Origin of the sequence: Arthrobacter sp. Helios, assembly GCF_023167125.1 — a bacterium.
GTDB lineage: Bacteria > Actinomycetota > Actinomycetes > Actinomycetales > Micrococcaceae > Arthrobacter_B > Arthrobacter_B luteolus.
Map to the genome: position 1 here is coordinate 2,247,204 of NZ_CP095402.1, position 23,927 is coordinate 2,271,130.

The 23,927-nt window shown below is 67.6% G+C and carries 23 protein-coding genes; 5 read left to right on the forward strand and 18 right to left on the reverse strand.

Going from position 1 to position 23,927, the window contains the following annotated elements; all coding sequences use genetic code 11:
- Positions 1-54 precede the first annotated feature (54 nt).
- Positions 55-1,335, forward strand: coding sequence for an exodeoxyribonuclease VII large subunit (gene xseA, locus ArtHe_RS10070; protein ID WP_248316680.1), 1,281 nt, complete (start codon positions 55-57; stop codon positions 1,333-1,335).
- 47 nt (positions 1,336-1,382) lie between these two features.
- Complete coding sequence (locus ArtHe_RS10075; protein ID WP_248316681.1) at positions 1,383-1,616, forward strand: exodeoxyribonuclease VII small subunit; 234 nt, start codon at positions 1,383-1,385, stop codon at positions 1,614-1,616.
- Between the two features lie 16 nt (positions 1,617-1,632).
- On the opposite strand, the gene ArtHe_RS10080 is transcribed toward ArtHe_RS10075, so the two are convergent.
- The 11 genes from ArtHe_RS10080 to galU form a co-directional block, all read right to left on the reverse strand.
- Positions 1,633-2,850, reverse strand: coding sequence for a pyridoxal phosphate-dependent aminotransferase (locus ArtHe_RS10080; RefSeq protein WP_248316682.1), 1,218 nt, complete (start codon positions 2,848-2,850; stop codon positions 1,633-1,635).
- Between the two features lie 114 nt (positions 2,851-2,964).
- Entirely contained in the window at positions 2,965-3,933 is a 969-nt protein-coding gene (locus ArtHe_RS10085; protein ID WP_248316683.1) for an ABC transporter substrate-binding protein, read from the reverse strand.
- Positions 3,930-4,682, reverse strand: coding sequence for an ABC transporter permease (locus ArtHe_RS10090; protein ID WP_174522104.1), 753 nt, complete (start codon positions 4,680-4,682; stop codon positions 3,930-3,932). The genes ArtHe_RS10085 and ArtHe_RS10090 overlap by 4 nt, the downstream gene beginning before the upstream one ends.
- Positions 4,679-5,374 (reverse strand): ABC transporter permease subunit, encoded by a 696-nt coding sequence (locus ArtHe_RS10095; protein WP_248316684.1) that lies wholly within the window; start codon positions 5,372-5,374, stop codon positions 4,679-4,681. Before ArtHe_RS10095 ends, ArtHe_RS10090 begins: the two co-directional genes overlap by 4 nt.
- 1 nt (position 5,375) lies before the next feature.
- Positions 5,376-6,497: an ATP-binding cassette domain-containing protein gene (locus tag ArtHe_RS10100; RefSeq protein WP_248316685.1), complete on the reverse strand. Its 1,122-nt coding sequence runs from the start codon at positions 6,495-6,497 to the stop codon at positions 5,376-5,378.
- 156 nt (positions 6,498-6,653) lie between these two features.
- Positions 6,654-7,139 carry an NUDIX hydrolase gene (locus tag ArtHe_RS10105; RefSeq protein ID WP_248316686.1) on the reverse strand — a complete coding sequence of 162 codons (486 nt, stop codon included), beginning with the start codon at positions 7,137-7,139 and terminating at the stop codon, positions 6,654-6,656.
- A complete protein-coding gene (locus ArtHe_RS10110; RefSeq protein WP_248316687.1) occupies positions 7,136-8,050 on the reverse strand; it encodes a BadF/BadG/BcrA/BcrD ATPase family protein in 915 nt (304 codons plus the stop codon). Before ArtHe_RS10110 ends, ArtHe_RS10105 begins: the two co-directional genes overlap by 4 nt.
- Positions 8,051-8,159: 109 nt before the next feature.
- On the reverse strand, positions 8,160-9,359 hold the full coding sequence (locus tag ArtHe_RS10115; RefSeq protein ID WP_248316688.1) for a phosphotransferase: 1,200 nt from the start codon (positions 9,357-9,359) through the stop codon (positions 8,160-8,162).
- Between the two features lie 108 nt (positions 9,360-9,467).
- Positions 9,468-10,436, reverse strand: a complete 969-nt coding sequence (locus tag ArtHe_RS10120) for a hypothetical protein (RefSeq protein WP_248316689.1) — start codon at positions 10,434-10,436, stop codon at positions 9,468-9,470.
- 100 nt (positions 10,437-10,536) lie between these two features.
- Entirely contained in the window at positions 10,537-11,154 is a 618-nt protein-coding gene (locus tag ArtHe_RS10125; protein WP_248316690.1) for a GNAT family protein, read from the reverse strand.
- A 4-nt stretch (positions 11,155-11,158) separates the two neighbouring features.
- Positions 11,159-12,061, reverse strand: a complete 903-nt coding sequence (gene galU, locus ArtHe_RS10130; RefSeq protein ID WP_248316691.1) for a UTP--glucose-1-phosphate uridylyltransferase GalU — start codon at positions 12,059-12,061, stop codon at positions 11,159-11,161.
- 68 nt (positions 12,062-12,129) lie between these two features.
- On the opposite strand from galU, the gene ArtHe_RS10135 reads away from it, so the two are divergent.
- The 3 genes from ArtHe_RS10135 (at position 12,130) to cpaB (ending at position 14,104) form a co-directional block, all read left to right on the forward strand.
- Positions 12,130-12,738 carry a 5-formyltetrahydrofolate cyclo-ligase gene (locus tag ArtHe_RS10135; RefSeq protein WP_248316692.1) on the forward strand — a complete coding sequence of 203 codons (609 nt, stop codon included), beginning with the start codon at positions 12,130-12,132 and terminating at the stop codon, positions 12,736-12,738.
- A 110-nt stretch (positions 12,739-12,848) separates the two neighbouring features.
- On the forward strand, positions 12,849-13,151 hold the full coding sequence (locus tag ArtHe_RS10140; RefSeq protein ID WP_248316693.1) for an FmdB family zinc ribbon protein: 303 nt from the start codon (positions 12,849-12,851) through the stop codon (positions 13,149-13,151).
- 335 nt (positions 13,152-13,486) lie between these two features.
- A complete protein-coding gene (gene cpaB, locus ArtHe_RS10145) occupies positions 13,487-14,104 on the forward strand; it encodes a Flp pilus assembly protein CpaB (protein ID WP_248316694.1) in 618 nt (205 codons plus the stop codon).
- 62 nt (positions 14,105-14,166) lie between these two features.
- On the opposite strand, the gene ArtHe_RS10150 is transcribed toward cpaB, so the two are convergent.
- From ArtHe_RS10150 to ArtHe_RS10180, 7 genes are all read right to left on the reverse strand, one after another.
- Positions 14,167-14,694: a hypothetical protein gene (locus ArtHe_RS10150; RefSeq protein ID WP_248316695.1), complete on the reverse strand. Its 528-nt coding sequence runs from the start codon at positions 14,692-14,694 to the stop codon at positions 14,167-14,169.
- Positions 14,666-18,628, reverse strand: coding sequence for a DUF4011 domain-containing protein (locus ArtHe_RS10155; protein WP_248316696.1), 3,963 nt, complete (start codon positions 18,626-18,628; stop codon positions 14,666-14,668). Before ArtHe_RS10155 ends, ArtHe_RS10150 begins: the two co-directional genes overlap by 29 nt.
- A gap of 87 nt (positions 18,629-18,715) precedes the next feature.
- A complete protein-coding gene (gene guaA, locus ArtHe_RS10160; RefSeq protein WP_248316697.1) occupies positions 18,716-20,305 on the reverse strand; it encodes a glutamine-hydrolyzing GMP synthase in 1,590 nt (529 codons plus the stop codon).
- Positions 20,306-20,389: 84 nt separating this feature from the next.
- Positions 20,390-20,812, reverse strand: a complete 423-nt coding sequence (locus ArtHe_RS10165; protein ID WP_066295809.1) for a DUF3817 domain-containing protein — start codon at positions 20,810-20,812, stop codon at positions 20,390-20,392.
- On the reverse strand, positions 20,809-21,642 hold the full coding sequence (locus ArtHe_RS10170; RefSeq protein ID WP_248316698.1) for an SURF1 family protein: 834 nt from the start codon (positions 21,640-21,642) through the stop codon (positions 20,809-20,811). Before ArtHe_RS10170 ends, ArtHe_RS10165 begins: the two co-directional genes overlap by 4 nt.
- A gap of 55 nt (positions 21,643-21,697) precedes the next feature.
- Complete coding sequence (locus tag ArtHe_RS10175; RefSeq protein ID WP_248316699.1) at positions 21,698-22,189, reverse strand: PTS sugar transporter subunit IIA; 492 nt, start codon at positions 22,187-22,189, stop codon at positions 21,698-21,700.
- Positions 22,190-22,202: 13 nt separating this feature from the next.
- A complete protein-coding gene (locus tag ArtHe_RS10180) occupies positions 22,203-23,927 on the reverse strand; it encodes a glycerol-3-phosphate dehydrogenase/oxidase (RefSeq protein WP_248316700.1) in 1,725 nt (574 codons plus the stop codon).

The following is a 23,927-nucleotide window of genomic DNA, read 5'->3' on the forward strand; positions in this document are numbered from 1 at the left end:
GTGGACCGGTACCTTCCCGGGCACGGGCCGGCAGCTAAACCTCCAGGAGTTCGAATGCAGGATGAAACAGGACCCCAGGGCCCTGGCGAGGCAGACGCCGGGACCGCCCTGGCCCCGACGGCGGCACTGACTTCGCCGGAAAACCCCTGGCCGCTGGCGCTGCTTTCGAAGAATCTGAAGGCCTACATCGACCGGGCTCCCGCGGCCTGGGTGGAGGGCCAGATCATTGAGCTGAACCGCCGGGCCAGCGCGTCATACATTACGCTCCGCGACGTCGATGCTGAGATCTCCCTGTCCCTGACGGTATGGGGCACCGTGATGAACCGTTTGGAGCTGCCGCTCGAGCGGGGTGCGCGCGTGGTGGCGCACATCAAACCGGACTTCTGGGTCAAGACCGGCCGACTGTCCATGCAGACCCGGGACATCCGTCCGGTGGGCCTCGGCGACCTGCTGGCCCGGATCGAGCGGCTGCGCCAGGCCCTGACAGCCGAGGGCCTGTTCAGTGCGGCCCGCAAGCGCCGCCTGCCCCTGCTTCCCGGCCGGATCGGCCTGATCACCGGCCGCAACTCCGACGCCATGAAGGACGTGATGCGCAACGCCGCCCTGCGCTGGCCCGCAGTGGAGTTCGAGGTGCGGGAAGTCGCAGTGCAGGGCGTGAATGCGGTAGCCGAGGTGACCCGCGCGCTGGCTGCCCTGGATGCCATGCCGGAAGTCGACGTGATCGTCATCGCCCGCGGCGGCGGCTCGCTGGAGGACCTGCTGCCCTTCAGCAATGAGGACCTGGTCCGCGCGGTGGCGGCCGCCCAAACCCCGGTGGTCAGTGCCATCGGCCACGAGGCCGACCGCCCGCTGCTCGACGAGGTGGCGGACCTGCGGGCCTCGACCCCCACCGACGCGGCCAAACGGATTGTGCCCGACGTCGGCGAGGAACTCGCGCGCATCGGCGCTGCACGCTCGCAGCTGCGCCGGATCATGGAGCTGACGCTGGGACGCGAAGCCGAGCGGATGCGGCACATCCGCAGCCGCCCGGTGCTCTCCACACCCGAAACCATGCTCGCTACCCGCGGCGACGACATCCACCGGCTCCGGGACCGGGCCTTCTCCGCCATGCGCGCCGAGGTCCGGCGCGACGCCGACCGGATCACCTATCTGCGGGCGCAGGTCCTTTCCCTCTCACCGCAGAAAACCCTGGACCGCGGTTACGCCGTCGTGCAGCTTACAGACGGTTCCGTGGTCCGCGACGCGGCGGGGGTTGACCCCGGGGCCGCGCTGCGCATCCGTGTCGCGGCAGGTGAACTCGGCGCCACGGCGACCGGTCCCCGGCCGCCGGCCTGAACGCTCCAGTCCTTCCCACCCAGCATCAAAGCAACCAGGAGAACAGCATGAATGAAGCAGCAGCGCTGCCGGCAGATGTCGAAGCCATGAGCTACGAGCAGGCCCGCGACGAGCTGGTGTCCGTGGTGACCCGGCTGGAGACCGGCGGTGCCAGCCTCGAGGAATCCCTGGCCCTGTGGGAGCGCGGCGAAGCGCTGGCTACCCGGTGCGAATCCTGGCTCGAGGGTGCCCGTGCGCGCCTGGAAGCGGCACGGGCAGCCCGCGGCGACGCGTCCGAGTGAACGCGGCTGGGTGAGGCTACGGCTTGTAGGTGCTGAGGAACTCGGCGAGCCGCGACACGGCGTCCTCAATGTCCTCCAGCGCGGGCAGCGTCACCATCCGGAAGTGGTCCGGCCGGATCCAGTTGAACGCTGTGCCGTGTGAGACCAGAATCTTCTGCTGCTTGAGCAGGTCCAGCGCGAACATCTCGTCCGATTCGATCGGATAAGCCTCGGGGTCCAGCTTCGGGAAGAGGTACAGCGCGCCTTCGGCGTTTTCGCAGCTGACACCGGGGATGTCGTTGAGCATCTTGTGGGCCAGGTCCCGCTGGGCCTTGAGCCGGCCGCCGGGCAGGATCAAATCGTTGATGCTCTGGTAGCCGCCCAGCGCTGTCTGGATGGCGTGCTGCGCCGGAACGTTGGCGCAGAGGCGCATGTTGGCCAGCAGGTTGATGCCCTCGATGTAGTCGGCGGCGTCCCGCTTCGGACCGGAGATGGTCATCCAGCCGCTGCGGAAACCGGCGATGCGGTAGGCCTTGGACAGGCCGCTGAACGTCAGGCAGAGCACGTCCTCCCCGGTGATCGCAGCAGCGTTGATGTGCACCGCGCCGTCGTAGAGGATCTTTTCGTAGATCTCGTCGGCAAAGATGATCAGGCCGTGCCTGCGCGCGAGGTCGACGATCTGGCGCAGGATGTACTCGGGGTAGACGGCACCGGTGGGGTTGTTCGGGTTGATCAGCACGATCCCCTTGGTCCGGTTGGTGATCCGGGCCTCCATGTCCTCGACATCCGGCCACCAGTGGTTGTCCTCATCGCAGAGGTAATGCACGGCGGTGCCGCCGGCCAGTGACACGGATGCTGTCCACAGCGGGTAGTCCGGAGTGGGGACCAGGATTTCGTCCCCGTTGTTCAGCAAGGCCTGGAGGGACAGGGTGATCAGTTCGCTGACCCCGTTGCCCAGGTAGACGTCGTCCACGTCGATGTTCTGGATACCGCGGCCCTGGTAGTACTGCACGACGGCGGTGCGGGCCGAGAAGATGCCCCGCGAATCGCTGTAGCCCTGTGCGTCAGGCAGATGGCGGATCATGTCCACCAGGATCGCCTCCGGCGCCTCGAAACCGAACGGCGCGGGATTGCCGATGTTCAGCTTGAGGATCCGCTGGCCGGCGGCTTCCATTCGCTGCGCATGTTCGAGCAGCGGTCCACGAATGTCATAGAGGACGTTGTGGAGCTTGTGGGACTGGGTGAATTCTGCCATTTACTCAGAATGCCATATGGGCCGCGGCACCCTGGCCGCGGCTTTCCCAAAATGACAGGCAGCGGCGCGCGTTTGACGGGTCAAACGGGCCGCTGCCGGTCATTTCATTAGGACCTATGCCAGGCCCTTCTCCTTCAGCCACGCTTCCGCTGCGGCCTTCGGATCCTGCTTCTGGTCCCCGGAGACGGCCTGGTTCAGGGCAATCAGGTCATCCGTGGTCAGGACGGCTGACACGCTGTTCAGGACGTCCTGCGCTTCCTGGTTCACGGCGTCGAGGTTGACCAGGGGCAGCACCTGCTGGGCGATGAAGTTGTTCTTCGGGTCCTCCAGGACCACCAGGCTGTTCTCCTCGATCGACGGCGTGGTGGTGTAGATGTCCGCCGCCTGGACCTTGTCCGTCAGCAGCGCCTGCAGTGTTGCCTCACCGCCGCCGTCGTTAATCGCTTCGAATCCGCCCGGTTCGCAGCCGTACTTCTCCGCCAGGCCCGGCAGGCCGTAGGCCCGTTCCTGGAACGTGGTGGGCGCGCCGATGGTGATCTCGCCGCAGACCTTGGCCAGGTCCTCCAGCGAGGTGAGGTCGAACTTCTCCGCGGTGGCCTGGGTGACCACCAGGGCGTCCTTGCTCTCAGCCGAGGCCGGTTCCAGGACGGCGATGTTGGCGTCCGGAGATTCCTCCTTGAGCGCGGCCGGCAGGGCATCCATAATCTCTTCGGCCGACTGAGCGGTGGCTTCCGTGTCGGCAAACAGCAGGAGGTTCCCGCTGTAGTCCGGAATGATCTGAACCGAGCCGTCTTCAAGGGCCTGGTAGTAGATCTCGCGGGAACCGATGCCCGGCTTGGTGCTGGCTTCGATGCCCTTGGCGTTCAGGGCTCCGGCATAGATTTCCGCGATAATCTGCGATTCGGGGAAGTCTGCGGATCCGACGACAAGAGTGGAGGTCTCCCCCGAAGCTGCCGGCGAGGTACTCGATTCCTCGCCCTGCGGGTCTGAATTCGCTCCGCAGGACGCCAGCAGCAGAGCGGCTGCCAGGCCTGCTGCTCCCGTCAGGACGGCCTTGGTGCGCGGACGGGTACGTGTGCTCATGATGATGCTCCTTCTTGGAGGACGGCGGGCTGGGCCTGCCGGCGGCTTGGGGCGGCCGGTTTCCGGATACTGCGGTTCCGCAGCCCCGGCGATAGTACAAGGCGCTGGACGGCCGCCAGCACCAAATCCACGGCGAGCGCCAGCAGCGCAATCAGCAGCGCACCGCCGAAAAGGCGTCCGTTGTCCCGCAGCTGGGTTCCTTCGATCAGGTACACGCCCAGTCCGCCGAGCGAAATGAACGCGACGACGGAGACGGTCGCCAGGACCTGCAGGACGGCTGCCCGGAAACCGCCGAAGGCGACCTTCAGGCCGTTGGGCAGCTCAACCCGGAAGAGGATCTGGAACTCGTTCATCCCCATCGCCCGTGCCGCGTCCACGATGGTTCGGTCCACGGAGGAAATCCCGGCGTAGACGCCTGCGAGCAGCGGAGGTATGGCCAGCAGCACCAGGGCCCAGATGGGAGGCATCAGTCCGATTCCGGCGAGCAGCACAAAGAGGAACACCAGGCCCAGGGTGGGCAGGGCCCGCAGGATGCCGGTGCCGGACACAACGGCCACGCGCCCCCGTCCGGTGTGTCCGATGTACAGGCCCAGCGGAACGGCGATCAGCGCGGCGATGCCGACGGCGAGTGCCGTGTAGCCCAGGTGCTCCACGATCCGTACGGGGATCCCCCGGGGACCTTCCCAGTTGGCGGGATAGGTGAGCCACTCAAACATCTGAACCAGGACGTTATCGCTGGAGTAGTTCATGACGCACCCGCCGTCCTGGCTTCAAGGGTGGACAGCGGCAGCCGGGGAGCGCTCCGCTTGGCGGCCCGGGTCCACGGGGTGAGGAGCCGCTGGCTCAGGACCAGCACCAGGTCCAGCACCAGCGCAAGCAGCAGGATCAGCACAATGCCGACAACGATCTCAGTGGGGAAGTTCCGGTAGAGACCGTCCATAAAGAGCCGGCCGAGGCTGTCGATGCCCAGCAGGGCGCCGACACTCACCAGGGACATGTTGGACACCGAAATCACCCGCAGCCCGGCGAACAGCACGGGCAGCGACAGGGGGAGGTCGACGGCGAGGAAGCGGCGCAGCGGCCGGTAGCCCATCGCTGCCGCAGCCTGGCGGACATCGTCATCCACCGAATTCAGGGCATCTACGGTGGACCTGACCAGCAGGGCGACGGCGTAGATGGTGAGCGCCACAATCACGTTGGTGATGTCCAGGACCTTGGTGCCCAGGACGACGGGCAGCAGGACGAACAGGGCCAGTGACGGAATGGTGTAGAGCACGGCGGACGTGCCGAGGATGAACCCTCCGAGCCCGCGGTGCAGCCGCGCGGCCTGGGCCAGCGGAATGGCGATCAGCACACCGAGCACCAGCGGAATCACGGCCTGGAACAGGTGCAGCGCGGTAAGGCGCCCGATCATTTCCGTGTTCTGCAGGAACCAGTCCATGTCAGACCGCCGAACCGTGCAGCGCCATGCCGCGGCGCAGCCGGGCCTTTTCGATCAGTTCAAGGATTTCCCCGGCCTGGACGATGCCTTCCACCCGGCCGTCAGGATCAACGACGACGCCCATTCCCGACGGAGACGACAGTGCCGCGTCCAGTGCGCTGCGCAGGCTCTCCCCGCGCCGGTGCAGAGAACCGCCCGGCACGACGTCGGCCGGGGCGGTAACGGCCGCACGCCCGGAGGCGGGCACCCAGCCCAGGGGCCGGCCGCCGTCGTCGACCGCCAGCGCCCACCCGCCGCGGACCGGAACGGCCGGGTCCGCGAGCTGGGCCGGATCCAGCGTCTGCACGGGATGAACGGTAATGGTGTCTCCGGGCTGGAAGCCCAGGTGCCGGAAACCGCGGTCCTTGCCCACAAAACCGGCAACGAAGTCATCGACGGGGGCGCGGAGAATACCCTCCGGGGAGTCGTACTGCGCCAGCCGCCCGCCGACGGCGAAGACCGCGACCTTGTCCCCGAGGATGGTTGCTTCATCGATGTCGTGGGTGACGAACACGATGGTCTTGGCCAGGTCACGCTGCAGGCGGAGCAGTTCCTGCTGCAGTTCTGCGCGGACCACGGGGTCCACGGCGCTGAACGGCTCATCCATCAGCAGCACCGGCGGATCCGCTGCCAGTGCGCGGGCGACACCGACCCGCTGCTGCTGGCCGCCGGACAGCTGGGCCGGATACCGTTTGCCCATCTCCGGGGCCAGGCCCACGACGTCGAGCAGCTCTGCGGCGCGGGCCCGGGCCTGCCGTTTGGAGACCCCGTTCAGCCGCGGAACCGTCGCAATGTTGTCGAGGACGGTCCGGTGCGGGAGCAGCCCGGAGGACTGCATCACGTATCCCATGGACCGGCGCAGATCGGAGGAGGGGATGCTGGCCGCGTCCCGTCCGTCCACCAGGATCGTTCCGGACGTCGGCTCAACCATGCGGTTGATCATGCGCAGCGAGGTGGTTTTCCCGCAGCCGGAGGGCCCGACGAAGACGGTAATGGCGCCCTTGTCGATGTCGAGGGAGAGGTTGTCCACGGCGGGCGAGTCAGCGTCCGGATAGGACTTGGTGACGCCGCTGAAACTGATCATGGGCTGCCCAGCACCCGGCTGGGGCGTAGGGGCATCCGGCAGGGACATGATGGCCTCCGTGGTTGGTTTCGGCTGGTGCACATACGGCGGGAAATCGGCAGTATGCTGACAAGCCGTGGAATTACGCTATGTGTAACCGCGCCCCTGAGTCCAGCGCTAAGGAGTGTTACGCCACGGGCGAAGCGGCGCCGTCCCCTGGTCGGGAGCGGTCCGGAGCAGCTCAAGGGCCGCGTCAACCAGTCCAACACGCTCCAGCCCGGCCACCTCGGCCAGCGGGAACCAGGCCGCTTCATCTGTGCTCCCGGACTGTTCACTGACCAGTGTTCCACCGGTAATGCTGGCCCGGTAGACGACCCGGAGGGCGTGGAGCATGCGGCCTTCCCCGTGCATCCTTTTCGCCGGCGGAATGAAGTGGCTGTCCACTCCCAGCAGGCCGTCCAGTTCCACCGTGTACCCGGTTTCCTCCAGCACCTCACGCACAGCGGCGGTGGGTGCGTCTTCCCCGAATTCGAGTCCGCCGCCCGGAAGGGTCCACGCGGAGTTACCGTGCTGGTGCCAGTGCGCCAGCAGGATCGCCTCGTCCTGGATAACGACGGCGTACGCGCCGACGCGGACGTCGAACGGCTCTTTGGCTCCGCTCATGCGGTTTCACCGCCGAGCAGGTAGCGGACGCCGAAAACCGGGTCCTGGGTGAGGAAGCGGATATCCGCGAGTCCCCGGGCGGAAAGCCCTGCCTCGAGGAGGTCCTGCAGCAGCGGCTGGTGGACGCCGATGCCGCCGCCGATCACTACGGGACCCCGGATATTCAGCTGGGCGGCAACGTCGCCGACCAGTCCGGCGAGGTCCCGCGCCGCGGTGGCGACGATGCTCCGGCTGGGGGCATGTCCTTCCTCCGCAGCCTCGAACACAACCCGCGCCATGGAAGCCCAGTAGCGCCGTCCGGTGTCAGCGTGGAAACGGGCGATGAGCAGCTCCGGAGACGGCACGCCGACGGCCAGCAGCAGCTCGGCTGCCAGGCGGTCGGGTTCCTGGCCAAGGTCGTGCAGGCGCAGGGTGTGGCGGACCGCCTCGCGGCCGATCCAGTAGGCGCTGCCTTCGTCGCCGAGGAGGTAGCCCCAGCCCCCGGACCGCGCCTGGGTACCGGAGGGGTCCATCCCCCAGGCGACGGAGCCGGTGCCCGCGATCAGGCCGATGCCGGCGGGAGCCTCGCCCGCGGCCAGGATGAGCCGGGTGTCATGTACTACGCTCACTTCGGCGTCCGGAACATGCTCTTGGATCAGGGCACGCAGCGCTGCGGCGTCGTCTTCCGTGTCCACTCCCCCGGAGCCCGCGACCACCCGGGACACGTCCCGCGTTCCCAGGGCCGCGAAAATCTCGGCCAGATGCTGCCGTGCCTGCTCGCGGGAAACGTTCTGAACGTTGGCGCTGCCGCTGACGGCCTCTGCCACGACCTCGCTGCCCTGCAGCCGGATGCCGTGTGTTTTTGTTCCGCCGATATCCAGGCCGACGGCGGTCTGTTCACCCCGTGGGCGTGGGTTGGAGCTCAGTTGCATGCCTTCAGCCTACGCAGCCTTGCCGTCCGGTCCGGATAGCCGACGGCCTTTTCCGCGGCGGATCGGCGGATCGGCGGCGGATACAGCCGTCTTTGGGCATCCGTCATACTCACAGACCCTTTCCGCCGGCGCCGACCTCCGCATCTGCCATCAGCGTTTCCGCGGCCTGCAGACGCGCCAGGGCGTTCCCGGTGCGGCTCAGGCTCCCCGCGCGGGCTCCCGGCACCAGGCTCAGGGCAACTCCGGCCGCCCGCGCGTCCAAGGCAGCCGGTGAGCTTCCGGCCGCGGAGGCAAAATCCTGGAATGCCGCATGGAACACCTGCAGCTGGCCGGGCAGCGCAGAGTCCGGGGAGAGTTCCGCCAGGACGGCCAGGTGGCCCAGGAAGCAGGCGAGATCATCAACGCGGTGTCCCGGACCCAGGCCGTCGACGTCGAGCAGGCCGGTAATGCGTCCGCCGGCTGCCAGGAGGTTCCCCTCATAAAAGTCCCCGTGCACGGGGACGATGGGTCCGGGCTCCAGGCCGCGGACATACTTCTCGATTGTCTGTGCCATGCCCATGATCCGGCCTGCTTCCTGCGGCAGGATGACGGCCGCTGCATGGCCGTAGGCGCGGGCGCGCTCGGCCCAGGCAGGGCGTGGGTCCAGGGCCAGGGCGTCGGCCGGGAGCAGGTCCAGGAGCCGGGTCAGGTCTTCCGGGACCAGCCCGTGTGTTCCGTCCCGCAGCCCGGGCAGCAGGGGCTCCCCGGTCAGGGCGGAGAGCACCACGGCGCTGTCCGCCCGGGGATCGGCGGGCTGACGGGTGCCGGTCACTGCGGCCGCGGGAACCGCCGTCCCGGCCAGCAGCCGGTGCCGGCGGCGCAGTTCCTCCGCGTGGCCCGGCAGCAGGATTTTGAGGTAGGCAGTGCTCTCCCCGGACACCGCCCGCACCACGGCCCGGCGCAGCGGCCGGTATGCGGAGAGGCTCAGGACCGTCTGGGCCCCAGGGTCTGGTTGGCCAAAGACATCCCGGGCAACGTCCCCCGGTGAAAGTGCCCAGGGCAGCGCGGGAAGCAGCGGATCATGAGGGTGCAGCCACACGCTCAGCCGGATCCCGGCCACCGACGTCTGCAGGGTGCCTTGATCCGTGGTGCCGAGGGCGGCGGTGGTGGCACCTGCATAGAGCCTCACGATGCGGCCCGACCGGTCGAGTGCCTGTACCCCGTACAAGCAGCTGACGCCGGCTCCGGGCCGGTGGAAGGTCCGCTCGTGCGTCCAAGAGTCCAGGATGAGGTGCCGCGGCGTCAGCAGCTGCGCCAGCGGTACAGCCATTTTCGTCCCCTCCAGCAGGGAACGGTGCGCGGCCCCGGCGGAGGGCCCCGGACGGGAGCGCTCGTCGCCGCCGCGTCCGCGCCGCGGGTACGGCGGCATTCGGCCCGGTTAGGCCCGGCGCCGCTGCAGGACGTCGTCCAGGTTCAAAATGCCGGTGGCTGGCCGGGGGTCGATGGGGGTGCTGCCGGCAGCGGGTGCTGCGACCGGGCGGATCGGCGTTTTCAACACGGGCTTGGGCGCTGCGGGAGCGGCCAGCGGCTTCGGTGCCGGACGCGGTGCCATGGGGGCATCCACATAAGTCGGTTTGGGAACGTCAACGGGCTCCCAGGACGATGCTTCGGCGCTCTTGGCCGCTTCGGCCAGGGCCGCTGCGCGGAGTTCTCCTGCGGTCAGGCGCGGCAGCGGCTTCGGGGCCGGCGCGGACGGCCGGACGGGCGGTACGGCTGCAGCAGCCGCGGCTCCGGACTCCGCGGCAACCGGAGGGGAAGCATCGAAAACGACGTCGGCCCGCGGGTTGGAGCGGATGGGCGCAGCCGCAGCAGGCTGCGCTGCACGGTCTGCCAGCGCCGCTGCACGGCGCGCTCGGCGCACCCGGCGGTCGCGGACGGCAAGATTGCGGAGTGCCGCGAAAACGGTGATCGTGCCGAGGGCAGCTGCTGCCGGCAGCCAACCGGACACCATCCCCAGGAGCGCTGCTGCGCCGCCTGCAAGAATTCCGGCAAGGAAGAACAGTCCCAGTCCGGCCAGCACCAGGCGGTCGTACCGGATGCGCAGCGGCGCAGAAGCTGCGGCGGGCCGGGCAGGCGTATCACCAGAACCGCGGTCTGCCCCCGGCTGGGGGCGCCCCGGCCCGTGCGGCGGCTGGACGCCGGTGCTGGTGTTGTACATGATGTTCCCCTGAGAACTTGGGTCCGGTTCGTTGGCGGCGCTGCTGACTGCACCGGAGGCCGTTCCTGTTCGCCCGGACGCGGACGCTGCAGGTGTCTGCCTTCCATGCAGGTACTGCGGGGCAACCCACAGCAGCCAGAGCCCGACGGCTGCCGCCAGGACCAGGGAGCTGTTAAGAGGGATGTCCACAACTATGACGGTATGAGAAAAGAAACCCACCACTCGGCATTGCCGGCGGTGTGTCGGCGGACTTCCACCGAATTCTCAGTTCCACCGGTAAAAGCCGAGGTCAGCGCGTAGAGAGCCACCGGGACAGCAACCCGTCCGGGACTTCCTCCGCCGTGAGCGCGAAGCTGAGATGATCGGCCCAGTTTCCGGCGATATGCAGGTACCGCCGGCGCAGGCCTTCTTCCCGGAAACCCAGCTTTTGCACTACCCGCAGACTGGGCCGGTTCTCCGGCCGGATGTTGATTTCCATCCGGTGCAGGCCCAAGGCCCGAAAACAGTGGTCGGTGGCCATGGCCACTGCCGTTGGGGCAATTCCGCGGCCGGCCCGGGCTTCATCCACCCAATAGCCCAGGGTCGCCATCCGCGCCGAGCCCCACACAATGCTGGAAACGGTCAGCTGGCCAATGATCGCCGGGGCCTGGCCCGCACCGCCCAGCCGCTCCGTGATGACAAATGGAAGCGCTGTGTCCTGCCGGGCCTGCTGGTTCAGGCTGCGGACCATCCCGGCATAGCTCGGCAGCTCTGTGCCGGGCAGCGGATTGGTCGCCTCCCACGGTCCGATCCAGGAACTGTTCCGGGATCGGACCGCGCTCCACTCCCCGCGGTCACGGTAGCGGATGGGGCGGAGGATGAGGTCGCCGCATTCGAGCGTCACCGGCCAGATTGCCGACCCCAGCACGGAGCTAGTTTTCGATGGAGCGGTTGAATTCCTTCAGCCAGGCACGCAGGTCCGGGCCGAGGTCTTCGCGTTCGGAAGCCAGGGTCACAACGGCCTTCAGGTAGCTGAGCTTGTCTCCGGTGTCGTAGCGGCGGCCGCGGAACACGACGCCGTAGACTCCGGCGCCCTCACCCTCAGCGGAAGCGAGTGTCTGCAGGGCATCGGTGAGCTGGATTTCTCCGCCCCGGCCCGGACCGGTCTCCTCCAGGACACCGAAGACTGCGGGGTGCAGGACGTACCGGCCGATGACGGCGAGATTGGACGGGGCCTCATCAACGTCCGGCTTTTCCACCAGCTTGTTGACGCGGACGAAGTCCTCGCCTTCGATCACCGAAATATCGGCGCATCCATAGGAGCTGATCTGGTCGGGCTCCACCTCGATCAGGGCGATGACCGAGCCGCCGGTCTTTGCCTGCACCTCAACCATGGTTTCGAGCAGCGGATCACGGGCATCGATGAGGTCGTCGCCGAGGAGCACGGCAAACGGTTCGTCGCCGATGTGCAGTTTCGCACGGAGGACGGCGTGTCCCAGGCCCTTGGGGTCGCCCTGGCGAAGGTAATGGATTTCACCCAGTTCGGACGACTCACGCACCAGTGCGAGCTTCTTTTCGTCGCCCTTTTCCTTCAGCGTTGCCTCGATGAAGGGGACCCGGTCAAAGTGGTCTTCGAGGGAGCGCTTGTTGCGTCCGGTAACCATCAGGATGTCTGGCATCCCGGCGTTCACGGCCTCTTCCACGACGTACTGGATAGCCGGCTTGTCGACGACTGGGAGCATTTCCTTCGGCATGGCCTTAGTGGCAGGAAGGAAGCGTGTGCCCAAACCGGCGGCAGGAATAACGGCTTTGGTAATCTTCGGTCGTGAGGTCATGACGGTAAGAATACCTATGGGAGCACTCGGCGCGCCAAATGCATCGCCGCTGTGGGCACAATAGGTGCATGCCAGCCGACAGCAAAGACAGCATCCGTTCCCGTTTCCGCAGTCAGCGGCGCGGGCTGGGCAGTGCCGCCGCAACCGCCGGGCAACTGGCAGCGGCCGCCGCTCCCCTGCTGCGGACCATTCCGGCCCGCTCTTTGGTGGCCTGCTACCTCTCCATGGGCAGTGAGCCTGATACCTCCCGGCTCCTGGCGGATCTGGATGCCGCCGGTCACACAGTGCTGGTACCTGTTTGTGAACCCGAGCGGCAGCTCTCCTGGCGGCGCTGGAGCCCCGGCGTGGAGCTGGCTGCCGGTCTGTTCCCGGGCATCCCCGAACCGGTGGGTCCCCGGCTGGATCTGGCGGAGGTGAAGGGACTCGACCTGCTTTTCATCCCCGCCCTCGCCGCCGACGCCGCCGGCACCCGCATGGGCAAAGGCGGCGGCTATTACGACCGGTTCCTGGCCAGGTTCCGGGCGGCGGGCGGTACGGGGCGCACCGTCGCCATCGTGTACGACCATGAGTTCCTGCCCGCCGGAGAGGTTCCCGCCGAGCCGCTCGACGCACCCGTGGACGGGATCCTGACACCATCCGGTTTCACGCCCGTGCCGCCGTCCGGGGTGTATACTTAGCACTCAAGGTCCCAGAGTGCCAATCCCAGAGCCCGCGGCTTCCCAGCCGGGATGCGCCGGCGCGGAAAGCACCGCTGCGGCCTTCTTTTCGGTCTTCAGGAGGAGTAAGAGTGCCCACGTATGCCTATGCCTGCAAGGATTGCGGCCACGCGTTCGATATCCAGCAGTCCTTCACTGATGACAGCCTCACCGTCTGCCCGGAGTGCGGCGGAAACCTGCGCAAGAAGTTCAACAGCGTAGGCGTGGTTTTCAAGGGATCCGGCTTCTACCGCACCGATTCCAGGGACGCGGCTTCCACCGTGCCGGCCACGCCGGCGAAGGACAGCCCGGCCAAGGCAGGAGCGCCGGAGAAGTCATCTGCTGCGCCGGCCCCGGCGGCCGCTGCATCGTCCTCCACTCCCGCCGCAGGCTAAAAGCCAAGCCAACGCTGCACAGCAGCGGCCACTAACCACAACGTACGGCGCCCACCGGTCCTCCACAGGACGGTGGGCGCCGTTCGTTGTCCCCAGGCCCGAAATCCGCCGGGGAACGCGGCCCCGGCGCGTTCTAGGCTGGCCCCATGTTCGGCAGACTCGTCAACTCAACCTCCCGCCGTGCCCGGGGCGGTCCCCCACGCCGTCAGCGGATTTCTCCTGCTGCGCGGGCCGGCCCGTACCCGCCGTACGGCGGAACTGGACCTGCCCTCCGCCGCCCGGGCCGGGAGCGGTCCGGGATAACCTCGCTTCGGGACCGTTTCCGGAGGTTCACGGTGCGCCACAGGCGGCTGCTGGCAGGGGTTCTCGCCGCCCTCGCCTGCGGCGTTGCTGTGGAGGCGTACCTCCCTCCGGACGCACGGACGGTCTCCGTAGTGACGGCCGGTGCCGACCTCCCGGCAGGGCATGTCCTGGGGCCCGGTGACCTGCGGGTGGTTTCCCTTCCGGCCGCCGCCGATCCTCCCGGGTCTTTCGCCCCGGGAGCAGCGGTCACCGGCAAACGGCTGGCCGTGCCCCTGCGCGCCGGGAGCGTCCTAACTGATTCGTTCCTGGTGGGACCCGGGCTGCTCGCGGGCTCGCCGGCCGGCACGTCCGCTGTGCCGCTGCGGGCCGCGGACCCGGCTGTGACAGGCCTGCTTTCTCCCGGTGTCCTGGTCGATGTGATGCTCGCACCCGGTGACAACTTCGACGGTGCCGCGGCTGCGTCACTCCTGGCCGCAGGTGTTCCGGTCCTGTGGATTGGAGGCGATGCGCCAGATGACGGGGGAAGCTGGCCCGGGTCCGCCGAAACTGATGCCGGGCTGGTCGTCGTCGCTGCCCGCGGGCAGGATGCCCCAGCCTTGGCCGGGGCCTCTGAGCGCGGAAACCTCTATCTGGTCCTCAGCGGTGGCTAGCTGCGGCCGGGACGGGAGTGCGGCGTGACGGGAGCGCGGCGTGACGGAGGCAGGCTTCTGGTTCAGCCCCAATGCGGAGGGCGCTGCTCGCGCAGCCACTGCGCACTGTCATCCGGCTGGTCACCCCAGGCGCGGGGATCATCTTCACGGGCCAGCCGTGGAAGGCCTGCGCCCGCGGACTGACCGGTGTTGCCGGGTGCCTCGGCCTGACGGCCTGACTGGCGGCCTGCCTGGCGGCCTGACTGGGCAGGGCCGGCGCCGGCGCCGGGCCCTTCCGGGGGTTTACCGGTACTCCGGGAGCCGGCCGGGGCCGACTGGATCAGTTCCGCAGCGCGCCGCAGGGTTGCCGGCGCTGCCGTGCTGCGGCGGGACCGGCGCTTCCCCGGGGCAGCTACCGCGCCGGCGACCTCGTCCCGGGCCGCGGGCCGGGCCGCGGGCCGGGCTTCGGGCCGGGCTTCCGGGCGGGCTTCCGCAGAGTCTTCCGGCTGCTGGTTCCGGGCTGGTTCCTGCAGGCTGCCAGACTTCTCCGGGTCTGTCCCCGGATCAGCGGCGCCGGGCGGATCAGTTTGCTGGTGTGTTTCCTGCTTCATTGCCTCTATCGCTTCCACCGGCCACAGCTGCGGCCGCTTTCGCGGCAGCGCTGATGGCTGGGTTTGATTCCCCGGCCGGAGCAGTTTCCCCGCCGGAGCCCGTTTCCTCAGCGGAACGCTGGCGGATACGGGTACTCCCGTGCGGTGTGACGATGCTCCGGCTCCCGGCGGCGCTGGCGTCCCGGACCGGCTCCGGCTGGGTTTCCGGCGTCCGGAGGCCAAGGTACCGGCCCACCAGGTCGGCGCAGGCTGAGGGATCGGTGAATACCTCAATGGTCCACAGCGGCATGTAGCGCCAGCCCAGGCGCTCCAGCAGCTGCGGACGAAGCCGGCTGCGTTCCCGGACGCTCATGCTCCGGTACCGTGCCGTGCCGTCGGACTCGATCGCCATCGGGACCGCAGTATCCGGCTCACCCTGCCGCTCCACTGTCGCAACGATGTCGATCACACCGTCGTAGTGGTCCCAGACGAGTGCACCGCGGGAGCGGAGCCGGCCGACGAGGTCCGCGACCAGCGGGTCATCGGACATGATCGAGCCGCCTGCGGGAACTGTTTCCGCCGGGGCTGCCGGCTTTCCGGAGAGCTCACGCACAATCAGCCGGTAGAAATCGAGAGCTCCGTGGCCCAGGCGTGATTCATCCAGGTCTGCGGGCTGGAAGCAGGTGAGGACATGCAGCCTCTGCCGGGCCCGGGTCATCGCATTCACAAACCGGCCGCGGCCTTCCGGTTCGGAAAGCAGCCCGAAGTTGTGCAGGGCCCGGCCGTGGGGCGTCCGGCCGAAGCCGAGGGAGAAGATCACGGCGTCCCGGACCAGACCCGATGCCCGGTCGGCAGGAACCACGCGGAAGGACTCGGTCCCAGGGGCGAAGAAGTCAGCAGCCCAGGGGAAGTTCGCCATCTGGACCCGGATCGCCTCGGCGACCCGGACGGCATGCCTGGAACTGGCAGTAATCACGGCCAGGGACTGGCTGGGCCGCCGCCTGACGTGCTCGAAAACCAGGTCCACCACACGGTTGACCTCGGCGGCAACGCTTTCAACGCCTTCGTGGTCGGCGCTGGGCATCCCCGTTCCGTCGGCGAGGTACTCCACGGTCAGGGGGCGTTCGCCGGTGGCCACTTCGTCGCCGCGGGGTACCCACGCGAGCCGCCCGTCGTAGAACTCGTCGCTCAGCTGCTTCAGCAGGTGCTTGTCGGTCCCCCGGTACACGGTGGACAGGGAGCGGCCGGGCAGGATCCGCTGGAGGGCGTCGAAGACGCTGGGCAGGTCCTCACCGGCCGGCTGTGCCTGCACGTCGATGGTAAAGGGACGCGGGCCGCCCAGGCAGCCGTCGCCAAAGGCGATGACCTGGCTGGCCCGTGCGATGGCAGGTACGGCAGCCTGCAGGCTGACGGATTCCGCGTCGAGGATGAGCAGGGCGTCAAACCGCCGGCTGCCGGGCAGCAGCATGGGCAGCAGCAGCGGGCTGGCAGCCCAGATGGGAAGCAGAGAGGTAACGAGGTCTTCGGACTGTGTGCCAAGCGATTCAACACTCAGCGGACCTGATTTGATGGTTTCCTTGAGCCGTCCGGCGGCGTGCGACTTGGACTTGATCCCGTCGTGCCAGCGCCGGGAGAGTGCCCAGCGCAGCCGCGAGGAGCCTGAGGCGATGTGCGCGTTATCGGCCAGCCGGTATTCCGCTTCCAGCCGGCGCAGGCTGTCACCGTCGGACATGGCGAGGTAGTCATCCCCGCTGATCATGGCTTCGAGGGCGGACTGCCACCAGGCCAGCTCCAGCTCGTAGCCCACCTGCCGCGGTGTGACTTCCCTGGCTTCGAGGTCGTCCAGCAGTTCGCCCAGGCCCTGGTCCCGCATCTCGTCCACGAGCAGGGTCCGCTCCGGCAGGGTCTCCAGGGTTTCCTTATCTCCGGCCAGGGCATGGAGCCTTTTTTCCAGCTCATCCAGTGACTGCGCCGAGAGTTCCGGTTTGTCCGGCGTCTGGGCCAGGATACCGGTCAGCGTTTCCAGCTGTTCCTTCACGGCCAGGAACGTGCGGTTCAGGTCCGCGAGTCCGGTCGGCACGGACGGGTGGCGCTGCGTGGTGGCATACCGCGACCAGGTCACCCGCTGCTGCTGGACCAGGACGAGGGAGGTATGGAGGTCCGAAATATGGACTCCGGGACGGATGTACTCCTTGGCGACCCGGCGCAGCCGGGAGCGGGTCATGGAACTCATGTCCACACCATGCTCCCTGCGCCAGGAGGAGGACGCGGTCGCGGAAATAAGGTCGGTCACCGGCCGGTCGAAAATGTCCGGGGTGAACTTGTCCAGGCTCTCGCGCACGGCGACCAGCAGTTCCAGCTGCTCGCCCCACTGTGCGAAGGTTTCGCCCAGGCTGATCTGGGAATGTTCCGCGACTTCCTGGACCCGTTCGCGCAGGCGGGGCAGTGCCTCGGCCAGTTCCTCGGAAAGCTTGTGCGCTGCTTCGGTTTCCTTGCGGTTGAGCAGCTTGGCGCCGAACCACGGGCTGGAAACGGCGGCGCGGGAAAAGCTGCCCAGCTCGGCGGCGCGGCGCAGGCGCCCGGTCAGCTCGGTGCGGTCAGTGATACTGTCCAGCACGCTGCGCTTGAGCCGCACGGTGGTGGCCGGGGCCGGGTTCATGGAGGTCAGCTCGGCCAGTGACTGCATCGCCTGATAGGGCGAGCAGCCCCAGCGCTGGCGGACGTTATGCAGGGACTTCACATGGTCCCTGAGCTGGTGCCGGCTTTCGGCCAGCACCTTGTGAAGGTTGCCCAGGTTGGGTTCCACGGCTTTTTCGTTGCGGACAATTGCCCTGACCAGCCGGTCGCGCAGCTGCTCCTCGTTCAGGCCGGTACTGGCCTGCAGGACCAGTGACCCCAGATTCAGCGCATCAAGTCCGGAGACGAATTCGTTCAGCGTGCTGCGGCGTTCGGCGACCACCAGCACGGACTTCCCGGCGTTCACCAGCGCTGCAGCCGCGTTGATCACGGTCTGTGTCTGCCCGGTGCCGGGCGGCGCGGAAACCACCAGGGATTCTCCTGCACCGATCAGGTCCAGGACGTCCTGCTGCTCGCGGTCGGCGTCGAGCACCAGCAGTTCATCGGCCGGGGAGCGTTCGTCGAGCGGAGGAAGCCCTGGGTCCCCGGGTTCGGAGGGCAGCGCCTGACCGTTGAGAGCGGATTCCATCAGGGCGCGGAGAACAGGGTGGCTGGGATCCAGCGCCGTATCCTCGGCAAGGTCAGGGAGGTCCGCGAAGGTCGATACGAGGATCCGATGTTCGATGTTCATCCCGCGCACACCCTCGGCGAGGGCACGCAGCCGGTCCAGGACCGGGTGCGGATCGAACCGGGCGGTGCCGTAGGCAAGCCGGGCCAGCACATCGGCGTCAACGTCCAGGCCCTGCTGGACCTGCAGGTGCCGGACCAGGGCCGGGTTCAGCTCGGCCTTGCCGGTGAGCTGGAGTTCGTAGTCGTCCTGGGAGGGGTGAACCGTGAGCGACACCGGTGTCAGCAGCACCGGTGCGGTCAGGGATTCCGGCCGCACGGCGTCATCGGATGCATACCGCCAGGAGGCAGTGCCCGCTGCGAGGTATCCGACGTCGAGCCCCCGGTCGGAGCCCAGTTCGTAGATTTTCGCCCGGAGCGCCCGGGCAGCCCGCATCGCCGTCCGGTAATGGTCGGCGTCGCGCAGCAGGGTGGAAAGCCGGGTGCGCCGGCCGGCGAGCAGCTGGGCCAGGCCGGAGGGGTGCGCGTGCGTCAGGTCGATGCTGTTTTCCGCCGAGACCGTGTAGTGCAGCAGCGTGTCCGACCCCGCATGCTGGCCGAGCCCGGCCAGCCACGGCAGCAGGAAGTCCGAGGCCTTTTCCCCGGGATTCTGCTCAGACACTGGTGTCCTCTTTCCTGCACTTCCGCGCGACGATCTTGACCAAACTGGCATACCTTCCAAGCTATCTCCTCTGACCTCGATAGCTCCGGATAGCAACGCGGGGGACGGCTTGTTCAGCCGTCCCCCGCGTTTATGATGCTACTCCCACTCGATGGTTCCCGGCGGCTTGCTCGTCACGTCGAGCACCACGCGGTTCACACCGTCCACCTCGTTGGTGATCCGGTTGGAAATCCGGGCCAGCAGGTCATAGGGCAGCCGCGACCAGTCCGCCGTCATAGCGTCTTCGCTGGACACCGGACGCAGGACGATGGGATGGCCGTAGGTGCGGCCGTCACCCTGGACTCCGACGCTGCGGACATCAGCCAGCAGCACTACCGGCATCTGCCAGACCTCGTCATCCAGGCCGGCAGCGGTGAGCTCGGCGCGGGCAATGGCGTCTGCACGGCGCAGCAGGTCCAGGCGTTCCTGGTTGACCTCGCCGATGATGCGGATACCGAGTCCGGGGCCGGGGAACGGCTGGCGGCCAACGATTTCGGCGGGCAGACCGAGCTCGCGGCCCACGGCACGGACCTCGTCCTTGAACAGCAGGCGCAGCGGCTCGACCAGTTCGAACTGCATGTCTTCCGGCAGGCCGCCCACGTTGTGGTGGCTCTTGATGTTCGCTGCACCTTCGCCGCCGCCGGATTCGACGACGTCGGGGTACAGGGTGCCCTGAACCAGGAAGCGGATCGGCTCTCCGGCGGCCTTGGCCTCGGCCATGATGGCACGCTCGGCTTCTTCGAAGGCGCGGATGAATTCGCGGCCAATGATCTTGCGCTTCGTTTCCGGATCGGTGACGCCGGCGAGGGCGCTCAGGAAACGCTCCTGTTCGTTGGCGACGTAGAGGTTGACGCCGGTGGCGGCGACGAAGTCGCGTTCCACCTGCTCTGCCTCACCTTCACGGAGCAGGCCGTGGTCCACGAACACACAGGTCAGCTGGTCGCCGACGGCGCGCTGGACCAGGGCAGCTGCCACGGCGGAGTCGACGCCGCCGGAAAGGCCGCAGATGACCCTGGAGGAGCCGATCTGTTCGCGGATCCGTTCGACCTGCTCTTCGACAATGTTGCCGGTGGTCCAGCTGCGGTCCAGGCGGGCGCCCTTGAACAGGAAGTTTTCCAGGACCTGCTGCCCGTGGGCGGAGTGCTTGACCTCGGGGTGCCACTGCACGCCGTAGAGCCGCTTCTCCTCGTTGGCGAAAGCAGCCACCGGCGCGCCGGCGGTGCTGGCCAGCACGTCGAAGCCCTCAGGAGCTTCCTGGACGCTGTCCCCGTGGCTCATCCAGGTGTTCTGGTGGTCCGGAGTGCCTTCAAGGATGGAGCGGGCACCGTTAACGGTCTTGGCGTCAGTCGAACCGTATTCGCGCAGGCCGGTCTCGGCGACCTTGCCGCCGAGTGCGGCGGCCATTGCCTGGAAGCCGTAGCAGATGCCGAAGACCGGAACCCCGGCTTCGAAGAGCGCGGGGTCGATTTTCGGTGCACCCTCGGCGTAGACGCTGGAGGGTCCGCCGGAAAGAATAATGGCTGCGGGGTTCTTGGCCAGCAGCGCTTCAGTGCTGTAGGTGTGCGGCACAACCTCGGAGTAAACATCGGCTTCGCGCACGCGCCGGGCAATCAGCTGGGCGTACTGGGCACCGTAGTCCACAACCAGGACGGGGCGCTCTTCTATGGGAGCAGTCGCGGGATTAGTCACGGTTTCAAGGATAGTCGCCTGAGTGCCGCCACCGCACATCGCGGGCGGGACCGGCCGCGGTGTGCGGCCGGTCCGGCTCTGCTGCTAGTAGCGCTTAGCCGCTTCGGGGTGGGCTTCCAGCTCGGCCAGCACCTGCTTGTGGGTCCGGCTCTCCACGATGAAGGAGAGGAACGGCACAACACCGCCCAGGGCAATCACAATAAATTTCGCGAACGGCCAGCGCATCATCTGCCAGATCCTGAAGTCCGCGAACAGGTAAACCACGTAGAGCCAGCCGTGGGCGATCAGCACCGCCGTGTACAGGTTCAGGCCGCCGAGCATCACCGGGGGGATGTCCAGTGCGTACTTCATGATCATTTCGGCGACCAGCAGCAGCAGGAACACACCCGTCACCCATGAAGAGATCTTGTAGAAGGTCAGAGCAGACCGGATCTGGGCGTGGGTTCCGCCGAACCGGCGCTTCTTTTTCCGGGGCCTCGGCTTCTTGGTGACTGCGGGATCGCTCACTTCTTTACCTCACTGCTAGTTGGTCCGGACGGCTGCTCTCCGCCGGACTGGTCGTCTTCAGGTGCATCGTCGTACTCGTCGTCTTCATAGTCGTCATCGTCCTCGAGACTGCGCTGGTAGGAGTCGGCGAGCAGGCGCCACCACAGGAACACAGCGAACCCGGCAAAAACGAACCATTCCACTGCGTAGAAGATGTTCAGCCAGTTGACCGTTTTTTCCTGCGGCTGCGGTCCTGTGATGACGGTTTCCAGCTCGCTGGCCGGGCCCTGCTGGCCGGCAGCCTGCGTCTCGTGTGCCGTGACGAACGCGGAATAGAGGGGTTCGTCCCAGATGTTCGCGAGCTCCGCACTGGAAAGTGCCCCCACTGTCCCGTCGGGCTGGGGGCCGGCGACCGGTGCCTCAGAGGGCAGGAGCCGCCCGGTGATTTCGACGCCGCCCTCCGGGGCGGTGCCTGCGTTGGACGGGTCGTCGGTCCAGCCGCGGACGACCGGGATCAGCGTATCCCCGGGTGCTCCGTCGACGGCGAAGGCCGTGACCACCCAGTAGCCTTCCTCGCCGTCCTGCAGGCGGTTCGGAACCAGGACCTGGTCTGCGGGCTGGAAGGAGCCGGTAAAAGTGACCATCTGATCGGCCTGGGTGGCGTAGAGCGGCTCCCCCGGGGTGAAGACCTCGGTAAGCGGGCGGACCTCCTCCGTGGTCGCTGCCGGCGGGGCGCCCTCATTCTCAGCGGAGGAAAACTGCCACTCGCTGAGGAGCACGAAGACGGTGGAAATGGCCAGAGCAAGGATCAGGCCGGCGATCCAGCGTAGTTGCAGGGCAGTCTTAAGCACGGCTTAACGGTACTTCGTACTTGTGTAGAAAACCGAATGCCCGGTCGCCGGGCGGTCAGTGGTCAAAGAACACCAGCGAGGAATTGATCAATTCCGCGATAACCTCCGGGTCCTGGGCCCGGCGCAGGGATTCGCGGAAAGCCGGCCGGAACAGTGACCGGGCGAGGGTGGCCAGGACCTCAAGATGCTCGGAATAGGAGGCCGCGGGCGTCGCAATCAGCAGCACCACGCTGGCCGGGCCGTCCAACGCCCCGAAATCCAGCCGGTGCCCGTATTTGCAGATACCCACGGCGATCGAGGTCTTGACCGCGTACTCGCTCCGGGCATGCGGCAGACCGATTCCGCCGGGAAGCCCGGTGGCCATCTGGTGTTCCCTGGCCGTGACGTCCTTCAGGAAGCCCTGCAGGTCGGTCAGCCGGCCCTGCTTGCACATCCGCTCGGCAAGCTGGGCGGCTGCATCGGTCCGGTCTTTGGCCTCCAGGTCCAGGATGACCATCTCCGGTTCTGTCAGGACCGCGTCATACTGATTCAGGCTCAGATCGCTCATGCTTGCGTGCCGTTCAGCGCGGGGGCGCGATGTCCTGGACGGCCAGCCTGGCAGCATCGGCGGAAACGTCGTCCGGCTGTTCCTGGCTCAGGCGCTCTGCCTCCACCCGGGCCAGGTAGTGCCGGACCTCACTTTCAACCCGCTGTTCGTCCCAGCCCAGCACCGGCGCCATCAGCTTGGCGACGACCGGAGCTGCGGAGACACCACGGTCCCAGGACTCGATGGAGATCCGGGTCCGGCGGGCCAGGACGTCCTCGATGTGGCGGGCACCTTCGTGCGTGGTGGCGTACACAACTTCGGCGCGCAGGTAGTCATCCGCGCCGGGCAGGGGCTCGCCGAGAGTCGGGTCCGCGGCAATCAGGTCCAGCACCTCGCCGGCCAGGGCGCCGTAGCGGTTGAGCAGGTGCTCCACCCGGACAACGTGGACGCCGTAGTCCTCCGCCGTGCGGTGGCGTTTGTTCCAGGCGGCCTTGTAGCCGACGGCGCCGAGCAGCGGAATGGTCTGGGTGCAGCTCTCGGGAACCTTTTCGTCCAAGGACCGTGCTGCCTCGTCCACGGCGTCCTTTGCCATCACCCGGTAGGTGGTCCACTTTCCGCCGGCGACGACCACCAGCCCCGGTACGGGGTGCGCCACGACGTGTTCGCGGGAGAGCTTGGCAGTGGAATCGTTCTCGCCCGCCAGCAGGGGCCGCAGCCCGGCATACACGCCTTCGACGTCCTCGCGGGTCAGGGGCCGTTTCAGGACCCGGTTGACGTGTTCGAGGAGGTAGTCAATGTCGGCCGAGGTTGCGGCCGGGTGCGCCTTGTCCAGGTTCCAATCGGTGTCAGTGGTGCCGACGATCCAGTGCCGTCCCCACGGGATCACGAAGAGCACGGACTTCTCGGTGCGGAGAATCATGCCCACGGTGGACTGGATCCGGTCCCGCGGCACCACCAAGTGGATGCCCTTCGAGGCCCGGACCTTCAGCTGGCCGCGGTCCGTGACCATGGCCTGGGTTTCATCGGTCCAGACGCCGGTGGCGTTGACCACCTGCTGGGCGAAGATGTCGAACTCTTCCCCGCTTTCCTGGTCCCGGACCCGGGCTCCGACCACACGCTCGCCCTCCCGGAGGAAGTCGACGACGGCGAGCCGGTTCGCGGCGGCAGCACCGTAGTGCACTGCGGTGCGGACCATGTTGGCCACGTAGCGTGCGTCGTCGACCTGCGCGTCGTAGTAGCGGATCGAGCCGATCATGGCGTCGTCCTTGAGGCTGGGAGCCGCCCGGAGGGTCGAACGCCGGCTGAGGTGCTTGTGCATGGGCACCCCGCGGGAATTGCCCGAGGTCAGTCCCATGGTGTCGTAGAGCAGGATTCCGGCGCCCACGTACGGCCGCTCGATGACCCGCTTGGTCAGCGGATACAGGAAGGGCACCGGCTTGACCAGGTGCGGGGCGATCCGTTGGATCAGCAGTCCGCGTTCCTTCAGGGCTTCCTGCACCAGCGCGAAATCAAGCATTTCCAGGTACCGCAGACCGCCGTGGATCAGCTTCGAGGACCGGGAGGAGGTTCCTGAGGCCCAGTCCCGGGCTTCCACCATGCCGACCTTCAGGCCGCGGGTCACGGCGTCGAGCGCCGCCCCGGCACCCACCACGCCGCCGCCGACGATCAGGATGTCCAGCTCACCGCCGGGTTGGGCGGTGGCACGCAGTTTCTCGAGGGCAGCTTCGCGGTATTCCGGACTTAGAGCGTCTGTAGCCAT